This is a genomic window from Cupriavidus taiwanensis LMG 19424 (assembly GCF_000069785.1).
Lineage (GTDB): Bacteria > Pseudomonadota > Gammaproteobacteria > Burkholderiales > Burkholderiaceae > Cupriavidus > Cupriavidus taiwanensis.
Genome location: NC_010528.1, coordinates 1,319,554 through 1,341,842 on the forward strand (window position 1 = coordinate 1,319,554; position 22,289 = coordinate 1,341,842).

General features: G+C 67.4%; 16 protein-coding genes and 1 tRNA gene. 8 read left to right on the plus strand and 9 right to left on the minus strand.

What is annotated here, in order from left to right:
• Positions 1–69: 69 nt before the first annotated feature.
• Positions 70–145 (minus strand) — tRNA-Lys (locus RALTA_RS06145).
• A gap of 227 nt (positions 146–372) precedes the next feature.
• Here RALTA_RS06145 and RALTA_RS06150 point away from each other — a divergent pair.
• Positions 373–636: a DUF1488 family protein gene (locus RALTA_RS06150; protein ID WP_018006788.1), complete on the plus strand. Its 264-nt coding sequence runs from the start codon at positions 373–375 to the stop codon at positions 634–636.
• A gap of 181 nt (positions 637–817) precedes the next feature.
• Here the strand turns inward: RALTA_RS06150 and RALTA_RS06155 are convergent, their stop codons facing one another.
• From RALTA_RS06155 to folD, 5 genes are all read right to left on the minus strand, one after another.
• Positions 818–2,611: a SulP family inorganic anion transporter gene (locus RALTA_RS06155; RefSeq protein WP_025582110.1), complete on the minus strand. Its 1,794-nt coding sequence runs from the start codon at positions 2,609–2,611 to the stop codon at positions 818–820.
• Positions 2,612–2,631: 20 nt separating this feature from the next.
• Positions 2,632–3,156: a homoprotocatechuate degradation operon regulator HpaR gene (hpaR, locus tag RALTA_RS06160; protein WP_085960175.1), complete on the minus strand. Its 525-nt coding sequence runs from the start codon at positions 3,154–3,156 to the stop codon at positions 2,632–2,634.
• A 130-nt stretch (positions 3,157–3,286) separates the two neighbouring features.
• A complete protein-coding gene (gene xth / locus RALTA_RS06165) occupies positions 3,287–4,117 on the minus strand; it encodes an exodeoxyribonuclease III (RefSeq protein WP_012352573.1) in 831 nt (276 codons plus the stop codon).
• Positions 4,114–6,198: a M3 family metallopeptidase gene (locus RALTA_RS06170; protein ID WP_012352574.1), complete on the minus strand. Its 2,085-nt coding sequence runs from the start codon at positions 6,196–6,198 to the stop codon at positions 4,114–4,116. The genes xth and RALTA_RS06170 overlap by 4 nt, the downstream gene beginning before the upstream one ends.
• Positions 6,199–6,311: 113 nt before the next feature.
• Positions 6,312–7,163 carry a bifunctional methylenetetrahydrofolate dehydrogenase/methenyltetrahydrofolate cyclohydrolase FolD gene (folD, locus tag RALTA_RS06175; protein WP_012352575.1) on the minus strand — a complete coding sequence of 284 codons (852 nt, stop codon included), beginning with the start codon at positions 7,161–7,163 and terminating at the stop codon, positions 6,312–6,314.
• A gap of 157 nt (positions 7,164–7,320) precedes the next feature.
• Here folD and RALTA_RS06180 point away from each other — a divergent pair, with 157 nt between their 5' ends.
• Positions 7,321–8,001 carry a hypothetical protein gene (locus RALTA_RS06180; RefSeq protein WP_012352576.1) on the plus strand — a complete coding sequence of 227 codons (681 nt, stop codon included), beginning with the start codon at positions 7,321–7,323 and terminating at the stop codon, positions 7,999–8,001.
• A gap of 96 nt (positions 8,002–8,097) precedes the next feature.
• On the opposite strand, the gene RALTA_RS06185 is transcribed toward RALTA_RS06180, so the two are convergent.
• Positions 8,098–8,730 carry a response regulator transcription factor gene (locus tag RALTA_RS06185; RefSeq protein ID WP_012352577.1) on the minus strand — a complete coding sequence of 211 codons (633 nt, stop codon included), beginning with the start codon at positions 8,728–8,730 and terminating at the stop codon, positions 8,098–8,100.
• Between the two features lie 165 nt (positions 8,731–8,895).
• On the minus strand, positions 8,896–11,457 hold the full coding sequence (locus RALTA_RS06190) for a PAS domain S-box protein (protein ID WP_407637501.1): 2,562 nt from the start codon (positions 11,455–11,457) through the stop codon (positions 8,896–8,898).
• A 475-nt stretch (positions 11,458–11,932) separates the two neighbouring features.
• On the opposite strand from RALTA_RS06190, the gene aceE reads away from it, so the two are divergent.
• From aceE to lpdA, 4 genes are all read left to right on the plus strand, one after another.
• Positions 11,933–14,620 carry a pyruvate dehydrogenase (acetyl-transferring), homodimeric type gene (aceE, locus tag RALTA_RS06195; protein ID WP_012352579.1) on the plus strand — a complete coding sequence of 896 codons (2,688 nt, stop codon included), beginning with the start codon at positions 11,933–11,935 and terminating at the stop codon, positions 14,618–14,620.
• A gap of 167 nt (positions 14,621–14,787) precedes the next feature.
• Positions 14,788–16,476 carry a dihydrolipoyllysine-residue acetyltransferase gene (aceF, locus tag RALTA_RS06200; RefSeq protein WP_012352580.1) on the plus strand — a complete coding sequence of 563 codons (1,689 nt, stop codon included), beginning with the start codon at positions 14,788–14,790 and terminating at the stop codon, positions 16,474–16,476.
• Positions 16,477–16,548: 72 nt separating this feature from the next.
• Positions 16,549–17,211 carry an Ntn hydrolase family protein gene (locus RALTA_RS06205; protein WP_012352581.1) on the plus strand — a complete coding sequence of 221 codons (663 nt, stop codon included), beginning with the start codon at positions 16,549–16,551 and terminating at the stop codon, positions 17,209–17,211.
• 33 nt (positions 17,212–17,244) lie between these two features.
• Entirely contained in the window at positions 17,245–19,032 is a 1,788-nt protein-coding gene (gene lpdA, locus RALTA_RS06210) for a dihydrolipoyl dehydrogenase (RefSeq protein WP_012352582.1), read from the plus strand.
• A gap of 357 nt (positions 19,033–19,389) precedes the next feature.
• On the opposite strand, the gene phaP1 is transcribed toward lpdA, so the two are convergent.
• Positions 19,390–19,968, minus strand: coding sequence for a TIGR01841 family phasin PhaP1 (phaP1, locus tag RALTA_RS06215; protein ID WP_012352583.1), 579 nt, complete (start codon positions 19,966–19,968; stop codon positions 19,390–19,392).
• 361 nt (positions 19,969–20,329) lie between these two features.
• Between phaP1 and RALTA_RS06220 the strand changes: the two genes are divergently transcribed.
• Positions 20,330–21,274, plus strand: coding sequence for a histone deacetylase family protein (locus RALTA_RS06220; RefSeq protein WP_012352584.1), 945 nt, complete (start codon positions 20,330–20,332; stop codon positions 21,272–21,274).
• Positions 21,271–22,197, plus strand: coding sequence for a DMT family transporter (locus tag RALTA_RS06225; RefSeq protein WP_012352585.1), 927 nt, complete (start codon positions 21,271–21,273; stop codon positions 22,195–22,197). The genes RALTA_RS06220 and RALTA_RS06225 overlap by 4 nt, the downstream gene beginning before the upstream one ends.
• The last annotated feature ends 92 nt before the right edge of the window (positions 22,198–22,289 follow it).

The following is a 22,289-nucleotide window of genomic DNA, read 5'->3' on the forward strand; positions in this document are numbered from 1 at the left end:
ACGGATCGGTCCGGGCCGTCCAAAGCAAAAGGCCGGAAGCATTGCTGCTTCCGGCCTTTTTGTATTCGCTGGTGGGGCGTGAGTGACTCGAACACTCGACCTACGGATTAAGAGTCCGCTGCTCTACCAACTGAGCTAACGCCCCAACGAAGAACGAGATTTTAGCATGATTTCCGGCGCTGTCAATTGCCTGGCGCAATTGCCATGGCAATCTATGCGAACGCGCCCCGCGTGCGAAGGGGGTGGGCGACGGAACCGAACGGCGGTCGCGGTGGTCTTCCGAATGAACCCTGTCGCATAGGGTTCTACTCATACGATTTTGCCGGAGCCATGTTAGGATGTTTCTCCACTTGCATATGGAGGGCTGCACCGATGGATATCAAATTCCAAGAGCAAGAGCGCTATGACATCAATAACGAAGGCTTGTTGTTCCAGGCACTTGTCAATGGCGAGAAGGTGACTTGCGTGGTGACACGCGAAGCACTGTGGGAAGGTTTCAGCGCCGATCAGGTGCTGTCACTCGAAGAAGCATTCCGCGCCGGCCGCGAAACCATCGAACGCGCCGCCGTGGTGCTGATCGAACAGGGCGCGCCGCAGCCTATCGTCGTCAAGCGCGCCCACGTGGCGCCGATCTGATGCGGATGGATGCCCCGGCCAGCCCCAGGCAAGCCGCGGGCGCCCGTCTGACATCAGGGTTCAGAGCATAGGCCGTCCGGCCTTGCTTGCCAGCCGGTGCCGCCGGCGCAGGCAATTCCCAGTTTCTTCCGTTTTTTTGCCGCCGTGACCGTGGCGAAGCGCGCCTGTGCGGGCGCTCCGCTCAAGGCTGCGCGGACGCTGCCGGCGCTGCCGTGGCGCCCGGCCGCGACGCGCATTCCTCGAAGAGGCGCACCGTGCAGCCGGCGCAGACTTCCGGCGACAGCTGTCCGATGATGGTGTGCAGCGCCTGCCGCTTGGTCGGGAAGACATGGTCGGCGCCGAGCTTGTCGGTGAAGCCGGTCTGCGCCCAGGTCTGCAACACCTGGGTGCGCGGACGGTGGAAGTAGAGGTCGCCGCCGAGCGCGCGGCGCTCGCTCAGCTCGTATTCCCACATTTCCGCGCCGGCGAGGTCGATGAAATTCATGCTCTTGGTCATCGCCAGCAGGTGGGTCTGCCCGGCATTGACGGTGCGCAGCCAGTGCAGGCGGTCGGTCACGTATTGCACCGCGCCGAAGTAGATCGCCCCCTCCATGCGCAGCAGCTTGAGCTGCGGGCATTCCGGCTGCGGACGGCGCAATTCGTCCAGCGGCGTGAAGCGCCGGCCCGGGTCGTCGGCATCCGGCACCAGGCTGCGCACCGCGGGGCGCGAGGTGCGGTACAGGTAGGCCACCAGCGACAGCACGGTCCCGAGCAGCACCGCCATTTCCAGCCGGATCACCAGCGTGGCGGCAAAGGTGCCGATGGCGATCGCGAACTCTGTGCGGCTGAGCGTGAAGATGCGGCGCAGCCGCGCGATGTCGAGCAGGCCCCACGCCACGAGCAGCAGCATCGCCGCGATCGCCGCCATCGGGATCTGCGCCAGCAGCGGCGCGCTGACCGCGACCAGCGCCACCAGCCACAACGCAGAGAATACGCTCGCCAGCGGCGTGCGCGCGCCGGCCTCGAAGTTGGGCACCGAGCGGTTGAGCGAGCCGCAGGAGATATAGCCCGAGAAGAAGCCGCCAGCGATATTCGACAGGCCCTGGCCGATGAACTCGCGGTTGGCATCGATATGCTGGCCGGAGCGCAACGCCACCGCCTTGGCGATCGAGATCGACTGGCCCAGCGCGACGATGGTCAGCGCCGCGGCGATGCCGAGCAGGTCGGGCAGCTTGCGCCAGTCCACGTCCGGCACCTGGAAGTGCGGCAGTGCCGACGGAATCGGCCCGACGACGTTGACGTGGTGGCCGCCAGCCTGGTTCAGCCAGAGCGCCACGCCATAGCCGGCCAGCAGGCCCAGCAGCATGAACGGCAGGCGCCGCCACAGCCGCTTGCACAGCAGCGTCACCGCCAGCGTGACGGCGCCGACCATGGCCGCGTCCCAGTTGATGGTGCCGGCATGCTCGAACAGGTGGCGCAACACGCCGAATGCGCTGGTACCGGTCGGCACTGACAGGCCGAACAGGTCCTTCAGCGCGTACAGGCCGATCAGCGTCGCCGCGCCGCAAGTAAAGCCGAGCAGCACCGACGGCGAAATAAAGTTGGCCAGCGAGCCCAGCCGCAGCGTGCCCACTGCGAGCTGCATCACGCCCACCACGATGGTGACCGCCAGCGCCAGGCCGATATAGGCCGGGCTGCCCGCGAAGGCGAGCGGGCTCAGCATCGCGAACAGTGCCAGCGAGTTGGCGTTGGTCGGTCCTGACATGACGTGCCAGCTGGACCCGAACAGCGCCGCCACGATACACGGCACCACCGCGCTGTAGATGCCGTATTGCGGCGGCAGGCCGGCGAGCGTGGCGAACGCGACGCCCTGCGGCAATACCAGCACGGCTCCGAGCAGTCCCGCCACCAGGTCGGCGCGTAGCGTGGTCGGGTCGACGCGCTGGCTCCATGGGAACAGGCGCGGCAGCAGGGATCCGGTGGTTGGCGCTGGCATCGGCAATCGAACGGGAAGGGCTAGCCCTCTTCGCCGCCGCGGCCGGACGGCGGCAGGGCGGCCGTGGTCGGCGTGGACGGCGCAGGTTCGGGCGGGACCGGTGCGGGCGGGACCGGTGCCTGAGTAGCGCCCAGGCCGGACAGCATGGCGTCAAGCGCGCCATAGATACCGGCCAGCCGCGCTTCGCCCAGCTGCTGCGCGAGCTGCTGGTAGCGGGCGTCGATCAGGGGTTCCATCCGGGCGATGACGTCGCGCGCGGCGGCCGTCAGGTTGACCAGCTGGCGGCGCTGGTCGGTGGCAGAGCGCGTGCGTTCCACCAGTCCGGCGTCTTCCATGCCCGCCAGCATGCGGGTCAGGCTGGGGCTCAGGATCAGGCAGGCCTCGGCGAGCTGGTTCGGCTCCATCGGGCCGCGCTCGTTGAGCGTGCGCAGTACGCGCCATTGCTGCTCGGTCACGCCGAACTGCCGCAGGATCGGCCGGAAGCCGGCCAGCAACGCTTCGCGCGCTTGCAGCAGCAGGTGAGGGAGATTGCGATGGCGAAACATGGCCTGGCTGGGAGGGCTCATGCCCGCAGTGTAGCGGGCACGGCTGCGCGGAGCGAGCGGGGCTTGCCCGGGCTTGCCTGAACCGGCGACTGGCGCCAGCGTGGCTGCCGCGGGCGCCAGTCGCGGCGTGTCAGGCGCAGTGCAGCGTCGCGACCACCGGCGTGTGGTCGGATGGCTGCTCCCACGTGCGCGGCACCCGGTCGATCACGCAGGCGGTGCACTGCTCCGCCAGCGCCGGCGACAGCAGGATATGGTCGATGCGCAGCCCGGCATTGCGCCGGAACGCCAGCATGCGGTAGTCCCACCACGAGAACGCCTTCTCCGGCTGTTCGAACTTGCGGAACGCATCGGCCAGGCCCAGTTCGAGCAGCGCGGCAAAGGCGGCGCGCTCCGGCGGCGAGACCAGGTTCTGGCCTTCCCACTTGGCCGGATCGTGCACGTCGCGGTCTTCCGGCGCGATATTGAAGTCGCCCAGCAGCGCCAGCCGCGGGTGGCGCGCCATTTCCTCGCGCAGCCACGCGGTCATCGCTTCCAGCCATTGCAGCTTGTAGGCGAACTTGTCCGAGTCGAGCGACTGCCCGTTGGGGAAGTAGGCGCAGACCAGGCGCAGGTCGCCATACGTCGCGGCGATTACGCGCTGCTGCGCGTCCTCGAAGCCGGGGATGTTGCGCACCACGTCGACGGGACCGGGCATGCTCGCGTCGCGCGCCAGGATGGCGACGCCGTTGTACGTCTTCTGGCCGGTGTAGATGCTGTGGAAACCGGCATTTTCCAGTTCGGCCAGCGGGTACTTGTCGTCGGGCAGCTTCAGTTCCTGCAGGCACAGCGCGTCGATCGGCGCGCCGGCCTGCTCTTGCTCGGCCAGCCACTGCAGCACCTGCGGCAGTCGCACCTTCAGCGAGTTGACGTTCCAGCTGGCAATGCGCAGCGGGCCCTGGCCCGGCAGTCCCGTTGCGCTCATGCCGCCATCCCGCCGTGGCGCAGCAGCGCGTCGATCTGCGGCGCGCGGCCGCGGAACGCCACGAACGAGTCCATCGCCGGGCGGCTGCCGCCCACCGACAGGATCTCGCGCTGGTAGCGCGCGCCGGTTTCGCTGTCCAGCACCGTGCCCGACAGCTGCGCGGCTTCCTCGAACGCCGCGTAGACGTCGGCCGACAGCACTTCGGCCCACTTGTAGCTGTAGTAACCCGCGGCATAGCCGCCGGCGAAGATATGGCTGAAGGTGTTTGGCCAGCGCGACAGCGGATGCTGCGGCACCACGTGCACACGGTCGTTGATCTGGCGCGACAGCTCCAGCACCGAGGTGGCGCCGGCCGGATCGAAATCGGTATGCAGGTGCATGTCGAACGACGAGAACACGATCTGGCGCAGCGTCATCATGCCGTTCTGGAAGTTCTTCGCCGCCAGCATGCGGTCGAACAGTGCGCGCGGCAGCGGCTCTCCGGTGTCGACGTGCTGCGTCATGCCGGTCAGCACTTCGTACTCCCAGCAGAAGTTCTCCATGAACTGCGACGGCAGCTCCACCGCATCCCATTCCACGCCGTTGATGCCCGACACGCCCAGCTCACCCACCTGCGTCAGCATGTGGTGCAGGCCGTGGCCGAACTCGTGGAACAGCGTGATGACTTCATCGTGGGTGAACAGCGCGGGCTTGCCGCCGACCGGCGCCGAGAAATTGCAGGTCAGGTAGGCCACCGGCGTCTGCACTCCGCCATGCTCGAGCACCTTGCGCCCGCGTGCATCGTCCATCCAGGCGCCGCCGCGCTTGCCTTCGCGCGCGTACAGGTCGATGTAGAACTGGGCCAGCAGCGTGCCATCGGGGGTGCTGACGCGGAAGAAACGCGCGTCCGGATGCCAGGTCTGCGCCTGCTCGGGCTGGATGCTCACCGAGAACAGCTTCTGCACCACGCCGAACAGGCCTTCCAGCACCTTGGCTTCCGGGAAATACTGCTTGACCTCGTGTTCGGAGAACGCGTAGCGCTGCTGGCGCAGCTTCTCCGAGGCATAGGCAACGTCCCACGGCGCCAGTTCCGGCAGGCCCAGCTCGGCCGCGGCGAAGGCCTTCAGCTCGGCCCAGTCCTGTTCGGCATAGGGGCGCGCCTTGACCGCCAGTTCGTCGAGGAACTTGAGCACCTCGGCCGGCGACTCGGCCATCTTCGGCACCAGCGAGACTTCGCCATAGCACTGGTAGCCCAGCACCTGCGCCTCTTCGCGGCGCAGCGCCAGCTGCTCGCGCATATTGGCGGTGTTGTCCCAGTCGGCCTGGCCCTGGCCGTATTGCGGCCCGAGCTCGGACGCGCGCGTGACGTTGGCTTCGTACAGGGTCTGGCGCAGCGCGCGGTCGTCCGCGTACTGCAGCACGGGAAAGTACGAGGGGAAGTGCAGCGTGAACTTCCAGCCGGCCTTGCCATCCTTTTCCGCGGCGTGGCGGGCGGCTTCGCGGACATCGTCGGGCAGGCCGGACAGGCGCGCCTCGTCTTCGATGATCAGCGCGTATGCGTTGGTGGCGTCGAGCACGTGGTCGGAGAAGGCCTTGGACAGCTGGGCCTGTTGCTCCTGGATCTCGGCAAAGCGGGGCTTCTTGTCCTCGGGCAGCTCGGCGCCCCCCAGGCGGAAGCCGCGCAGCTCGTTCTCGATCAGCTGGTGGCGCGCCGCGCTCATGCCGGCAAACGCCGGGCTGGCCGCAAGCGCCTTGTATTTGTCGTACAGCGCCAGGCTCTGGCCGAGCGAGGACCAGAACTCGGTCATGCGCGGCAGGTTCTCGGCATGTGCCTGGCGCAGCTCGGGCGTATCGGCCACGGCGCTCAGGTGGCTGACCACGCCCCAGGCGCGTCCCAGCGGCTCGGTGGCGGCTTCGAGCGCCTGCACGGCGTTGGCCCAGTCGGCCGGCGTAGCCGGGTCCTCGGCGCGGGCGACGGCCTGTTGCGCGCGTTCCAGCAGCACGTCGAGCGCGGGGCTGATGTGCTCCGGCCGGATCTCGGCAAAGCGGGGCAGGTCGGAAAAGTCCAGCAGCGGATTGGTAGCGTTGGCGGCGTGGTCCATGGCGTGTTCTCGGTTGGCTGGTCCTGGAGGCAATATTCCCGCAAATGGGGCCGGGGCGGCGGATTTTCCAGTGCCCCGGGTGGCGCATCGGGCGCCGGCGGCAAGCCGCGGGATCAGCCCGCGGCGCGCTCGGCGGCTTCCAGCGTGTTGATCAGCAGCATGGTGATGGTCATCGGCCCCACCCCGCCAGGCACCGGCGTGATGTAGCCGGCGACTTCGCGCACGCCGGCGAAGTCGACGTCGCCGCACAGCTTGCCATGGTCGTCGCGGTTCATGCCGACATCGATCACTACCGCGCCGGGCTTGACCATGTCGGCCGTGATCAGGTTGCGCTTGCCGACCGCGGCCACCACCACGTCGGCGTCGCGGGTGTGGGCGCCGATATCGCGGGTCTTGCTGTTGCAGATGGTGACGGTGGCGCCGCCCTGCAGCAGCAGCATCGCCATCGGCTTGCCGACGATGTTGGACGCGCCCACCACCACGGCGCGCGCGCCGCGCAGCGGGTACTGGATCGATTCCAGCATCTTCATGCAGCCATAGGGCGTACACGGGCGGAACAGCGGGGCGCCGGTCATCAGCGCGCCGGCGTTGGCGACATGGAAGCCGTCGACGTCCTTTTCGGGCGCGATCGCTTCCAGCACCTTGTGGCTGTCGATGTGCTTGGGCAGCGGCAGCTGCACCAGGATGCCGTGGATACGGGGATCGCGGTTGAGTTCGTCGATCCGGGCCAGCAGGTCGGCCTCGGACAGGTCGGCCGGATAGCGGTCCAGCGACGAATGGAAGCCGTTGTCCTCGCAGGCCTTGACCTTGTTGCGCACATAGACCTGGCTGGCCGGGTCTTCGCCCACCAGGACCACGGCCAGCCCGGGCTGGTGGCCGCGTTCGGTCAGGCGGGCGGCGCGCTGGGCGGCTTCGGAGCGGATTTGCTTGGCAAGGGCGTTGCCGTCGATCAGTTGGGCAGGCATGGAGGCAGGGGGATGATGGCGAGAAGGTGGAGGCGCCGGCCGGCGCGGGCGCGCGGCGGGGCCAAAGGCGGAATTATAAAGGGTGCGCGCTGGCTGTCGCACGGAGCTTGACCGCCGACAGCCATCGCGCTGCCCCGGTACTGGTAGCATCGGCCGCATGCCTACCGCGCTTGCCTCGACGCTGTCCGATCCGCTGCTGGTGCTGCTGTCCTTGTCGGGACTGCTGTGGGCGCTGACACGCCGGCCCTGGCGGCTGTTGCGCCGCGATGCGCTGCAGAATGCCTGGCTGGGCGCGATGCTGCTGGTGGCGCTGCTGTGGACGGTACGCGCGACGCTGGCCGGCGGCATGGTGATCCAGTTGCTGGGGGCCACGCTGATGGTGACGCTGTTCGGGCTGCCGCTGGCGCTGCTGTCGCTGTTCGCCGCGGACGTGGTCTCGCTGCTGGGGCTGGAGTACCTGGCTGGGCACGGCTGGAGCCAGTTCGACTGGCCCGCACTATGGGGGCGCTATGTCTGGCTGGCGCTGCTGCCGGCGCTGGTCTCGGCGGGCCTGCACGCCGTGATGCGGCGCCTGCTGCCGCGCCATCCCTTCGTCTTCATCCTCGGGCACGGCTATTTCGCGGCGGGGCTGGCCGCGCTCGCGGCGGGCGCGGCGCAGGCGGGCTGGCGCTTCCTGACGATGCCGGACCAGGCCCTGAGCCTTTCCGACACCCTGTTGGGGGCCGTTATCCTGGCCTTTGGCGAGGCGTTTCTCACCGGCATGCTGGTCGCGATCTTTGTGGTCTATCGGCCACAATGGGTGGTCACTTTCCGCGACGAAGACTACCTGGGCCGCTGAGCGGTGGCGCCGCCGGGCGCGGGCAAGCCATGCAGGGGACGCACAGCGGACCGTGCGGCCCGTGGCCGCACCAGGCTAGCGGGCAGCCGCAGCCGCTCAGCTGTTGCGCGACAGCGCCAGGCGCAGCAGGTCGGCGACGGTGTTGACGTTGAGCTTTTCCATGATGTTGGCGCGGTGCGCCTCGACGGTCTTGATGGAAATGCCCAGGTCGTCGGCGATCTGCTTGTTCAGGCGGCCAGCCACGATGCGCTCCAGCACCTGCTGCTCGCGCGTGGTCAGCTTGCCCAGCAGGTCCTTGGCGGCGCGCTGCTCGCGCGCGGTGGAATGGTCGGTGCGGGCTTTCTGCAGCATGCGCTCGACCAGCGCGCGCAGCTCGGACTCATCGAAGGGCTTCTCGATAAAGTCGATCGCGCCGCGCTTCATCGTCGACACCGCCATCGGCACGTCGCCGTGGCCGGTGATGAAGACGATCGGAATGTCGATCTGCTCGGCCAGCATGCGCTCCTGCAGTTCCGGCCCGCTCATGCCCGGCATGCGCACGTCCAGGATCAGGCAGGACACCTGGCTGGCGTCGTAGGCGGCGAGGAACTGCTCGGCGCTGGTGAAGCTGCGCACCTGATAGCCATTGCCCTCCAGCAGCCAGGTCAGCGAGTCGCGCATGGCTTCATCGTCGTCGACGATGAATACGGTCTCGCCGCGGTGGGGCGTGGGGTTTGGCGTTGCGGTCATGTAGTCTCCTCGGGACAACAATTCATTGCTGCGAAGTGTAACCGGCAGCGGCCCTCTGTGGCGAGACAGGCCCCCCACGTCGGAGGGGAAGCGGCCCGGCCGGTGCCAGGCATCCGATGATGCGCAAGGGTGCGCGGGCCCGCGTGCGCAGGCGCTCGATCGTTGTTATTCGGCCAGCGTCTCGGCCGGGGCCGACTGCAGCGGCAGCATGATCTTGAATGTACACCCGATGCCGTCGACATTGTTTTCGACCCACAGCCGGCCCTGGTGCGACTCGATGATCGAGCGGCAGATGTTCAGCCCCATGCCCATGCCGTCGGACTTGGTGCTGAAGAACGGCTCGAACAGCCGCTCCTTGGTGGCCTCGTCCACGCCCGGGCCCTGGTCGATGACGTCGATATGGACGTTGTCGCCAATCTCACCGGGCTCGACCCGCGCATGCAGCCGCACCACGCCGCCGGCGCGCATCGCCGGCAGCCCGGCCATGGCCTCGACCGCGTTCTTGAGCAGGTTCACCAGCACCTGCTCGATCAGCACCGGATCGACATAGACCGTCAGCGGCGGCGCCGGCAGGCGGGTGAGGATGGTGACGCGGCGGCGCGTCGCCTCCAGGTCGGCCAGGCCCACCGCGTCGGCGACGATGTCGTGCAGCGCGGCCTCGCGCCGCTGCGGCTGGCTGCGCTTCACGAAGCCGCGGATGCGGCTGATGATGGTGCCGGCCCGCACCGCCTGCGCCGAGGTCTTCTCCAGCACCGGGATCAGGTCCTCGGGCGTGCTGCGCCCCGAATGCAGCCGCGCCACGGCGCCCATGCAGTAGTTGTTGATCGCGGCCAGCGGCTGGTTCAGTTCATGCGCCAGCGACGACGCCATCTCGCCCATGGTGGTCAGGCGGCTGGTGAACTGCAGGCGTTCTTCATGCTGGCGCGCCATTTCCTCGGCGGCCTTGCGCACGGTGATGTCGGTGGCGATCTGCATCTGCGCCAGGTGGCCGTCGACCCACTGGATATAGCGGCGGCGCACTTCGAACCATTTCTGCATGTCGGGCACGAACACCTCGCGCGCATCCGACGCGTACGGCATCAGCTCCGATGCCGGCAGGCCGGCATAGGCATCGACGAAGTCGGTGTTGTCGCTCGAGACCTGGTCCTTGTCGAGTTCGTCGCCGGCCAGCTTCAGGTGGCCCTCGGCCTCCCAGCCGAACAGCTGGCGGTAGTAGCGGTTGGCGAACAGCAGCTCGGCCTTGTCGGTGGCCAGCACCGACACTGCGGCGTCCAGGCTTTCCAGCACCGTGGTGAAGCGGTCATGCGCGGCGGCCAGTTCCTCGCGCGCGCGCTTGGGCTCGGTGATGTCCGTCATCGAGCTCATCCAGCCGGTATGGCGGCCGCGGCTGTCGACCAGCGGCGACACGTACATGCGGGCGTAGAAGCTGCTGCCGTCGCGGCGCATCACGCGCATCTCGTAGCCGCCGGCGGGCGACTTGCCCTGCAGCGTCAGGTCGATCTGCTTCTGCATCTCCTGCTGGTCGTTGGGCGGCCAGTAGGGGAAGGGCGGCAGGCGCCCGACCAGGTCGTTCTCCTGCCAGCCGGTCATGCGGCAGAACGCAGGGTTGACGTAGGTGATGCGGCCGTTCAGGTCGAGCGCGCGCAGGCCGATCAGCATCGAGTTTTCCATCGCGCGCCGGAACGAGGTCTCGGCCAGCAGCGCGCGCTGCGCCTCGGAGCGGCGGCTGGTATGCCGCCACATGCTCCACAGGCTCCACAGCAGGAAGCAGGACAGCCCCACCACCAGCCACAGCAGCATGTTGTTGGGCAGGTTCGAGGCCGGCGGGTAGGCATCGGCGCGCAGCGACAGCGAATGGCCCGGCGGGTCGAGCAGCACCTCATACGAGAGCGCGTTGCCCGGCACCGGCCGCAGCGAGGTGCTGGCGCGGGTCTGGTTGTTCTTGTCGATCAGCGAGAAGCGGTAGCGCTCGGTCAGCTCGGGCGGCAGCAGGTGGGTCAGGATGCCGTTGATCGAATACAGCGCGCCCAGCGTGCCGAGGAACTCGTTGTCGCGCACGATCGGCACTTCCATCAGCATGAAGCTGTCGCCGCGCTCGTTGACCAGCGGGCGCGAGTAGACCACGCGCTGGGTCTCGCGCGCGGCATCGAAGGTGTCGAGCACTTCGGGCTCGAGCGGCTGGTCCTGGCTCTCGCGCAGGCGGCTGGCGAACTCTGATGTCGACGGCAGCGACCAGCGGCCCCGCTTGGTGGCGTCGAGCCAGTTGATGAAGACGATCTCGGGGTTCTCGCGCAGGATCTCCTGCGCCGCGGTGCGGTAAGCGCCTTGCTCCAGCTGCGCGGCGGCGATGTCGCGCGCCAGCGAGGCCAGCTGGTCCTGGTTGCTCAGCAGCGAGAGCCGCACGCGCTGCTGCGCCCACGCCGCGTCGCGGTACAGCGCGTCGCGCTGCTGCTGGCGCTCGGTCTCGTGCAGCGACCACAGGATCACGCCCATCGCCACGGTGAAGAGCACAATGGCAACCAGCGGGATGAACATGAACCAGCTGGTGGCCACAAGGTTGCGCCAGCGCAGCCACCACAGGCCGCGCGGCGGCGCCACCGGGACGCCGTCGTCGGAGCCGAGCGCTTCGATCGGCCCAAGGCCCGCCGCCGGGGAGGGCGCATGCGGGACATGCGCGGACTCGCCGCCCGCGGCCTTGGCTGTACCCGACGCATCGGAAGGAAGCATGGCGGCGCGCAGGCTGCGGAAAAGACGATCGAGGCGGTTGGAAAACGGCATGGGAGGGATTGACGGCTGACCGACCAGTGTACCGAGATTATTGCGGTGCGTCGCTTGGGGAAAGCGCCAATGAAATCCCGGCGCCGCATGCCGGCGCCGCCAGGGCGGCGACACGCGCCATGCCCTTTCGGCAGTGCTTCTTTGTGCGCTGCCACATAATTCCACATTATAAAAAACGATATCGCAATTTGAAAATTTCGCTTGTGCTCGACTTTCGGCTTCCATAGAATCGGACCGACCCAAGAATGCGGGCGGTAGCCATGCGCCTGCCGCGCGGAGAAACCGGAACAGGTTTCCCGGCGGCGGCTCCGATGCAAGGCGGCAATGGCACCGATCCTCCGCAAGTCGGTGCGAGTCATACGTTGAGTCGTGTCCGGCGCGCCAGCGCGGACGCGGAAGCCAAGAATTCACCCAGGAGACAGTCATGTCCGCCGTACCAGAGCAGATCCTCGGCGCCTCGAGCGCCAACGACGCCGATCCCCAGGAAACCCATGAATGGCTCGACGCCCTGCAGGGCGTGCTGGCCGCGGAAGGCCCGGAGCGCGCCGCGTTCCTGATCGACAAGCAGATCGAATACGCTCGCGTGAACGGCGTGACCCAGCCGTTCCACGCCGAGACGCAATACATCAACACCATCCCGGTCGAGCAGCAGGCCCGCATCCCCGGCGACCAGGACATCGAGCACCGGATCCGCTCGTACACCCGCTGGAACGCCATGGCGATGGTGCTGCGCGCGAACAAGCACACCAATGTCGGCGGCCATATCTCGTCGTTTGCCTCGGCGGCCACGCTGTACGACGTCGGCTACAACCACTTCTGGCGCGCCCCGTCCGAGCAGAGCGGCGGCGACCTGGTCTTCGTGCAGGGCCACTCGGCACCGGGCGTGTACTCGCGCGCCTTCCTGCTGGGCCGCCTGACCCAGGACCAGCTCGACAACTTCCGCCAGGAAGTCGACGGCAAGGGCATCTCGTCGTACCCGCACCCGTGGCTGATGCCGGACTTCTGGCAGTTCCCGACGGTGTCGATGGGCCTGGGCCCGATCATGGCCATCTACCAGGCCCGCTTCATGAAGTACCTGGACAGCCGCGGCCTGGCCAAGGCTGGCGACCGCAAGGTCTGGGCTTTCCTGGGCGACGGCGAGACCGACGAGCCGGAATCGCTGGGCGCGATCGGCATGGCCGGCCGCGAGAAACTCGACAACCTGGTCTTCGTCATCAACTGCAACCTGCAGCGCCTGGACGGCCCGGTGCGCGGCAACGGCAAGATCATCCAGGAACTGGAGTCCGAGTTCCGCGGCGCCGGCTGGAACGTGATCAAGGTGGTGTGGGGCAGCAAGTGGGACGCACTGCTGGCGCGCGACACCAAGGGCCTGCTGATGAAGCGCATGATGGAATGCGTAGACGGCGAGTACCAGACCATGAAGGCCAAGGACGGCGCCTACGTCCGCGAGCACTTCTTCAACACGCCCGAGCTCAAGGCGATGGTCGCCGACTGGTCCGACGAGGACATCTGGCGCCTGAACCGCGGCGGCCACGACCCGCACAAGATCTACGCCGCCTACAAGGCCGCCAGCGAGCACAAGGGCCAGCCCACGCTGATCCTGGCCAAGACCATCAAGGGCTATGGCATGGGCGACGCCGGCCAGGCCATGAACGTCGCGCACCAGCAGAAGAAGATGCCGGTCGACGCGATCCGCAAGTTCCGCGACCAGTTCAATATCCCAGTCGCCGACGACAAGCTCGAAGACGTGCCGTACCTCACCTTCGAGGAAGGCTCGAAGGAACTGGAATACATGCGCCAGGCGCGCATGAACCTGGGCGGCTACCTGCCGGCGCGCCGCCAGAAGGCCGAAGCGCTGCAGGTGCCGGAGCTGAAGGCGTTCGAAGCCCTGCTCAAGGCCACCGGCGAAGGCCGCGAAGTGTCCACCACCATGGCCTTCGTGCGGATCCTGAACACGCTGCTGAAGGACAAGCAGATCGGCAAGCACGTGGTGCCCATCGTCCCGGACGAGTCGCGCACCTTCGGCATGGAAGGCCTGTTCCGCCAGGTCGGCATCTGGAACCAGGAAGGCCAGAAGTACGTGCCGGAAGACCATGACCAGCTGATGTTCTACAAGGAATCGCAGACTGGCCAGGTGCTGCAGGAAGGCATCAACGAAGCCGGCGCCATGTGCGACTGGATCGCCGCCGCCACGTCGTACTCGACGCACGGCGTGCAGATGATCCCGTTCTACATCTACTACTCGATGTTCGGCATCCAGCGTATCGGCGACCTGTGCTGGGCCGCCGCCGACATGCGCTCGCGCGGCTTCCTGCTGGGCGGCACCGCCGGCCGCACCACGCTGAACGGCGAAGGCCTGCAGCACGAAGACGGTCATTCGCATGTGTTCCACGCCGTCATCCCGAACTGCATCTCGTACGACCCGACCTTCCAGTACGAACTGGCGGTGATCATGCAGGACGGCCTGCGCCGCATGTACGCCGAACAGGAAGACGTCTATTACTACCTGACGGTGATGAACGAGAACTACGAGCATCCGGAAATGCCGGCTGGCGTAGAGCAGGACATCGTCAAGGGCATGTACCAGTTCCGCAAGGGCGTCGAGAACAGCAACGCGCCGCGCGTGCAGCTGCTGGGCTCGGGCACGATCTTCCGCGAGGTGATCGCCGCCGCCGAGCTGCTGAAGAAGGACTGGGGCGTCGAGTCCGACCTGTGGGGCTGCCCGAGCTTCACCGAACTGGCGCGCGACGGCCAGGCCGCCGAGCGCTACAACCTGCTGCATCCGGCCGAGACCCAGCGCGAAGCCTTTGTCACGCAGAAGCTGAAGTCGGCCCGCGGCCCGGTGATTGCCTCGACCGACTACGTGCGCGCCTTCGCTGAGCAGATCCGTCCGTACGTGCCGCGCCGCTACGTGGTGCTCGGCACCGATGGCTTCGGCCGCTCGGATACGCGCGAGAAGCTGCGCCACTTCTTCGAAGTGGACCGTTACTGGGTCACGCTGGCCGCGCTCAAGGCGCTGGCCGACGAGGGCGCGATCGGCCGCGACAAGGTTGCCGAGGCGATCAAGAAGTACAACCTCGACCCGAACAAGCCCAACCCGATGTCGGTCTGATCCGGCAGCCTGCACCCACCCCCGCAGTACGGCAACGCCGTGCCGCGGGCGCCTCGGGCCGAGTCCCGACGGCGCCTTGCGGCACGGCGGCGTGACAGAAGCGGGCGGCGAAGGTAATCTCGCCGCTTGCGGATGTCGCGCGTGCCGGCCTGCCCAGGAGACACTGAATGAGTCAAGCGATTGAAATCAAGGTGCCGGATATCGGCGACTATGACGCCGTCCCCGTCATTGAAGTGCATGTGAAACCCGGCGACAGCATCAACGCGGAAGACGCGCTGGTGACGCTGGAGTCCGACAAGGCCACCATGGACGTGCCGTCGCCGCAGGCCGGCGTGGTCAAGGACGTCAAGATCAAGGTTGGCGACAACGTGGCCGAAGGCTCGGTGCTGGTGATGCTGGAGCCGGCCGGGCAGGCCGCTGCCGCACCTGCCGCCGCACCTGCAGCCGCGCCCGCACCGGCTCCCGCGCCGGCACCTGCCGCAGCCGCTCCGGCCCCTGCGCCCGCTCCCGCTCCCGCTCCCGCTCCCGCCGCGGCGCCGGCCGCCGCTGGCGGCACCATCGAAGTCAAGGTGCCCGATATCGGCGACTACGACGCCGTTCCGGTAATCGAAGTCCACGTCAAGCCGGGCGACACCATCAGCGCAGAAGACGCGGTGGTGACGCTGGAATCGGACAAGGCCACCATGGACGTGCCTTCGCCGCAGGGCGGCGTGGTCAAGGAAGTCAAGGTCAAGGTCGGCGACAACGTGTCCGAAGGCACGCTGCTGCTGATCCTGGAAGGCGCGGCCACCGCCGCTGCTGCCGCACCGGCCGCTGCCGCCGCGGCACCGGCTGCCGCTGCCAGCGCGCCCGCTCCGGCGCCGGCGCCTGCCGCCGCGCCCGCGCCGGCCGCTGCGCCGGCTGCCGCGCCGGCCCCTGTCGGCGCAACCGGCAAGGCCGCCCACGCCAGCCCCTCGGTGCGCAAGTTCGCGCGCGAGCTGGGCGTCGATGTCTCGCGCGTGCCGGGCACCGGTCCCAAGGGCCGCATCACCCAGGAAGACGTGCAGAACTATGTCAAGGGCGTGATGACCGGCCAGGCCGCCGCGCCGGCCCAGGCTGCCGCGGCCGGCGCCGGTGGTGGCGAGCTCGGCCTGCTGCCGTGGCCGAAGGTCGATTTCACCCGCTTCGGCGAGGTCGAAAGCAAGGCCCTGTCGCGCATCAAGAAGATTTCGGGTGCCAACCTGCACCGCAACTGGGTCATGATCCCGCACGTCACCAACCATGACGAAGCGGACATCACCGACCTGGAAGCCTTCCGCGTGCAGCTGAACAAGGAAAACGAGAAGGCCGGCGTCAAGGTGACCATGCTGGCGTTCATGATCAAGGCCACGGTCGCGGCGCTGAAGAAGTTCCCGAACTTCAATGCTTCGCTCGACGGCGACAACCTGGTGCTGAAGAAGTACTTCAACATCGGCTTCGCCGCCGACACCCCGAACGGCCTGGTTGTGCCGGTGATCAAGGACGCCGACAAGAAGGGCGTGCTCGAGATCAGCCAGGAAATGAGCGAGCTGGCCAAGCTGGCGCGCGACGGCAAGCTCAAGCCCGACCAGATGCAGGGCGGCTGCTTCTCGATTTCGTCGCTGGGCGGCATCGGCGGCACGTACTTCACGCCGATCATCAATGCGCCCGAAGTGGCCATTATGGGCGTGTGCAAGTCGTACATGAAGCCGGTGTGGGACGGCAAGCAGTTCGCGCCGCGCCTGACGCTGCCGCTGTCGCTGTCGTGGGACCACCGCGTCATCGACGGTGCCGAGGCGGCGCGCTTCAACACGTACTTCGCGCAACTGCTGGCGGACTTCCGCCGCATCCTGCTCTAAGCGGGGTGGCGCCGCGCGGGCAGGGCAACAGCCTGGCCCGCGCGGCGCGCCACGCGCAACCGGGAGCAAGCCATGACTACCTGTGTTGTCGTCAGGAAGGGCGCCGAGGTGGCGATCGCGGCGGACGCGCTCGTCACCTTCGGCGATACGCGCCTGTCGCGCGCCTACGAGCGCAACCAGAAGGTGTTTCCGGTTGGCGACGGCTTTATCGCGCTGGCCGGGACCACGGCGCACTTCCCGGTCATGCGCACGCTGCTGGCGGGGCTGGGCGACGAGTGCCGGCTGGGCTCGCGCGACGACGTCTTCCGCACCTTCCTGAAGGTGCACGAGAAGCTGAAGTCGGACTACTTCGTCAATACCAAGGAAGACGATGACGATCCCTACGAGTCGTCGCAGATCGTATGCCTGATCGCCAATCCGGCGGGCATCTTCGGCGTCTACTCGTACCGCGAGGTGTTTTCGTTCGACCGCTTCTGGGGCATCGGCTCGGGCCGCAACTACGCGCTGGGCGCGATGCACGCGGTCTATGACCGGCCGGACCTCGGCGCGGGCGAGATCGCGCGCATCGGCGTCGATGCCGGCGTGGAGTTCGACAAGAGTTCGGCGGGGCCGATCGAGGTGCATACCGTGCGGCTGCGCGAGCAGGATGCCGCGGCGGCAGCGGACCAGGACGATGGCGCGGACGGCAGTCCGGCGGGCGGCAACGCAGCAACCAACAACGACGGCGCGCCCTGAAGCCGAGAGGCGGGCGCGCATAGAGGAGCAAACATGAGTGTGATCGAAGTCAAGGTGCCGGATATCGGCGATTTCGACGCGGTGGAAGTGATCGAGGTGCTGGTCAAGGCCGGCGACACGGTCGAGGTGGAACAGTCCCTGATCGTGCTGGAATCCGACAAGGCCAGCATGGATGTGCCGTCGTCGGCCGCCGGCAAGGTGGTCGACGTCAAGGTCAAGGTGGGCGACAAGGTAGGCCAGGGCGCGGTGATCTGCACCATCGAGGCCCAGGCTGCCGCCGCCGCGGCGCCTGCACCGGCACAGGCCCCGGCGCCGGCGCAGGCTCCCGCGCCGGCAGCGGCCGCGCCGGCGCCTGCCCCTGCCGCCGCGAGCCACGCCGGCGGTGCCGATATCCAGTGCGAGATGCTGGTGCTGGGCGCCGGCCCCGGCGGCTACTCCGCCGCGTTCCGCGCCGCCGACCTGGGCATGAATACCGTGCTGGTCGAGCGTTACGGCACGCTTGGCGGGGTCTGCCTGAACGTGGGCTGCATCCCGTCCAAGGCGCTGCTGCACAACGCCGCGGTGATCGACGAAGCCAAGGCGCTGGCCGCCCACGGCATCCTGTTCGGCGAGGCCAAGATCGACCTGGACGGCCTGCGCCACTACAAGAACCAGGTGGTCGGCAAGCTGACCGGCGGCCTGGCCGGCATGGCCAAGGCGCGCAAGGTGCAGGTGGTGCGCGGCGTGGGCAACTTCCTCGACCCGCATCACCTGGAAGTGGAACTGACCGAAGGCGAAGGCAAGCAGACCACCGGCAAGAAGACCGTGATCCGCTTCGAGAAGGCCATCATCGCCGCAGGCAGCCAGGCGGTGAAGCTGCCGTTCATTCCGGAAGACCCGCGCATCGTCGACTCGACCGGCGCGCTGGAACTGCCTGAAGTCCCCAACAAGATGCTGGTCATCGGCGGCGGCATCATCGGCCTGGAAATGGCCACGGTGTACAGCACGCTGGGTGCCGACATCGATATCGTTGAAATGCTGCCGGGCCTGATGAACGGTGCCGACCGCGACCTGGTCAAGGTCTGGGAAAAGAAGAACAAGGACCGTTTCGGCAAGGTGATGCTCAATACCAAGACGGTCGCGGTCGAAGCCAAGCCGGACGGCATCTACGTCAGGTTCGAAGGGGAAGCCGCGCCGGCCGAGCCCCAGCGCTACGACCTGGTGCTGGTGTCGGTGGGCCGCTCGCCCAACGGCAAGCGCATCAGCGCCGAGAAGGCCGGTGTTGCCGTCACCGAGCGCGGCTTTATCGACGTCGACAAGCAGATGCGCACCAACGTGCCGCACATCTACGCCATCGGCGATATCGTTGGGCAGCCGATGCTCGCGCACAAGGCCGTGCACGAAGCGCACGTGGCGGCCGAGGCCGCGCATGGCGAGAAGGCCTTCTTCGACGCCAAGCAGATTCCGTCGGTGGCCTTCACCGATCCGGAAGTGGCCTGGGCCGGCCTGACCGAGGATGAGTGCAAGGCGCAGGGCATCAAGTACAGCAAGGGCGTGTTCCCGTGGGCCGCCTCGGGCCGCGCCATCGCCAACGGCCGCGACGAGGGCTTCACCAAGCTGATCTTCGACGAAGAAACGCATCGCGTGATCGGCGGCGGCATCGTCGGCACGCATGCCGGCGACCTGATCAGCGAAGTGTGCCTGGCAATCGAGATGGGCGCCGACGCCGTCGATATCGGCAAGACCATCCATCCGCACCCGACGCTGGGCGAGTCGATCGGCATGGCGGCGGAGATCTACGAAGGCACGTGCACCGACGTGCCGCCGCCGCGCAAGCGTTGACGCGCTGCCCGCCGCGATGACAAGGCCCGCCTGATGGCGGGCTTTGTTTTGCGTGGTTTCGCAATTAACCGCCATAACCTATCAGCGTCAATGCGTGGCGGCTTGCAGCGAGAGGGGAAAGGGCAGCGGGAAAGGCTGGCTGAGGCGAGGGCCAAAAAAAACCCGACCTGTAGAGGTCGGGTTTAACGATACCTTTGGACAAGGAGACCGCGGTACCGAGGAGACATCGGCAGACAAGGCAGCGCCGGGCCGGTCGGTCGGGGCACTTCCTTCATCGTTGGCAAAGCCCACTGCATCGCATGGCGATGGGCTTTGCCAACGGACCGGCCGCAGCCGGTCCGTCTTCAACACTGGCTATCAGGCAGTAGCGGCCTTCTTCGCCGTGGCCGTGCGGGCCGTGGCGCTGGCTTGCTGGGCAGCCTTGGTGGCAGCCGAAGCAGCGGCCTGGAAGTTGGTTTCAGCGATTTCGACCGCTTGCTTGGTCGCCTTCTGCACCGACTCGTAGGCGTTGTTGGCAGCGGAGATCGCCGACTTCACGATGGCCACGGTCGATTCCGAACCGGCCGGGGCGTTCTTGGCGAAGTTTTCGACCAGGGCCTGGACGTTCTTCGAGCCTTCGGCCAGTTGGGCCTCGGCCACCTTGGCGAATTCGCTCTGGGTTTCCGAAGCGATTTCGTACAGGTGACGGGTGTAGGCCAGGGTCTTTTCAGCGACCGGCTGCACGGCAGCGGCCTGGATGGCCAGCAGTTCCTGCGCATCCTTGGCCGACAGCGCCTTCTTGGCGTTGTCCACGTTTTCGGCGAACGTGGTCTTGACGACCTGCAGGTTCAGTTCGACGAGCTTTTCGACGCCTTCAAACGCCTTGGTGGTCAGGCCGAACAGCGTTTCGAGGTTAGCCTTTTGTGCTGCTGCGACTTGTTCCGGGGTGAGGATCATTGCTGGTCTCCAGTGGTGAACTTCAAGGTCAAGCAAATTAAGCCGCCTAGATGTCAGGGCCGTGACGGTGTTGAACCCGCTTCGGCCAGCCCAGGCGTGTGGGTGGGTCAGGGCGCCCAGGAGTGTTTGTGCGCCGCAACAATCGGTATTTTAGGGGCGGTTGATCCAATGTCAAGAAGATTTTGTGCGTTGCACAAAAACAAGGGCGGAGGCACTTCCCAAGGTGGCGTTTCCGCCATTCCAGGGCGGCGCCGGCGGTGCGGCGGCAGGGGTGCTACCATGCCAGGCTGCCCGCGCCGGCACGCCCGGCCGAGGCCGGAACTCCAACAAGATGTGAACAGAATCGCCCAGGCCTCCGTCCATGCTCGCTTTCTACGCCGATCACTTCGTGCTGCCGCTGCCGCCCGGACATCGCTTCCCCATGCGCAAGTACAGCATGCTGCGCGACGCGGTGTCGGCCCAGGTGCCGGGGCTGCGCCTGTCTGAGGCGCCTCGCGCCGGCGACGATGCGCTGTTGCTGGCTCACACGGCGGAATACGTGGAGGCGGCCTCGGCCGGGACGCTTGACGCCGCGCGCCAGCGCGAGATCGGCTTTCCTTGGTCCGAAGCGATGGTGGAGCGTTCGCGCCGTTCCGCCGGCGCCACCATCGAGGCGTGCCGGAGTGCGCTGCGCGAAGGCATTGCCGTGAACCTCGCGGGCGGCACGCACCATGCGTACGCGGACAAGGGCGGCGGTTTCTGTGTCTTCAACGATGCCGCGATCGCCGCCCGCGTGCTGCAGCGCGACGGCGCGGTGCGCCGCGTGGCGGTGATCGACCTGGACGTGCATCAGGGCAACGGCACCGCGTCGATCCTGCACGGGGATCCGTCGGTATTCACGCTGTCGCTGCACGGAGAAAAGAACTACCCGTTCCGCAAGGAAGCGAGCGACCTCGACGTCGGCCTGCCGGACGGCTGCGACGACGAGACCTACGCGCAGGCGCTGCAGGCAGCGCTGGACACGCTGTTCAGCCGCTTCGAGCCGGACCTGCTCATTTACCTGGCTGGCGCGGATCCGCACGAGGGCGACCGGCTCGGGCGGCTCAAGCTGACCATGGCTGGCCTGGCCCGGCGCGACGGCCTGGTGTTCGACGCCGCGCAGGCTCGCCGGCTGCCGGTAGCAGTGACCATGGCCGGCGGCTACGGCAACCAGATCGAGGACACCGTTGCCGTCCATGCGCAGACGGTGCGCCTTGCCGCGCAATACCATGCGCAGTACCACGCGCTGTATGCGCGCGTTGGGGCGCAGCTCGCGGTGGCGTCATGAACGATGTGATCGAGTCAGGCCGCACCGGCGCGGCCAGCCCGCACGCCACGCTTTGGGTCGCGTCGATGCCGTGGCTGTTCGTGCTGATCTGGAGCACCGGCTTTATCGTCGCCAAATACGGCATGCCGTACGCGGAGCCGATGACCTTCCTGTTCCTGCGCTTTGCCGGCGTGCTGTTGTTGATGGTGCCGTTCGTTCTGCTGGCACGCGTGCCGCTGCCGCGCGTGACCGGTTCGACCGCTACCGACTGGCGCGTGGTGGGGCATATCGCGGTGGCGGGCCTGCTGCTGCAGGCGGGTTACCTCGGCGGCGTCTGGGCGGCGATCAAGCTGGGCATGCCGGCTGGCGTATCGGCGCTGATCGTCGGCATGCAGCCGATCCTGACCGCGCTGATCGCCACGCGCATGGGCGAGCGCATCGGCGCTCGCCAGTGGCTGGGCCTGCTGCTGGGCATCGCCGGCGTGGCACTGGTGGTGGCAAACAAGCTCGGCACGAGCGGGTTGACGCCGGCCAGTCTCGCACTGGCCGTGGGCGCGTTGCTCAGCATCACCGTGGGCACGGTCTACCAGCGGCATTTCTGCCCGGTGTTCGACCTGCGCATGGGTTCCGTGATTCAGTTCGCCGCGGCGGCGCTCGCCTGCGTGCCCTTCATGTTCCTGTTCGAGACGCGGGCGGTGCAGTGGACTCCCGCCATGCTGGGCGCGCTGGCGTGGTCGGTGGTAGCGCTGTCGATCGGCGCGATCTCGCTGCTGTTCCTGCTGATCCGGCAGGGTGCCGCCACCAGGGTGTCCAGCCTGATGTACCTGACCCCGCCCACCACGGCCGTGATGGCCTGGCTGCTGTTTGGCGAGCGCTTTCCGCCCCTGGCTGCCGCCGGCATGGTGCTGGCCGCGCTGGGCGTTGCGCTTGTCATCCGCCGTTAGGCGCGGCGCGTTCGTATCGGTCGTATCGCGCAGGCCGCCGGTTCACAATCTCCGCATTTCGTACTGTCTCGCGTCCAGTCTCCTTCTCGCCC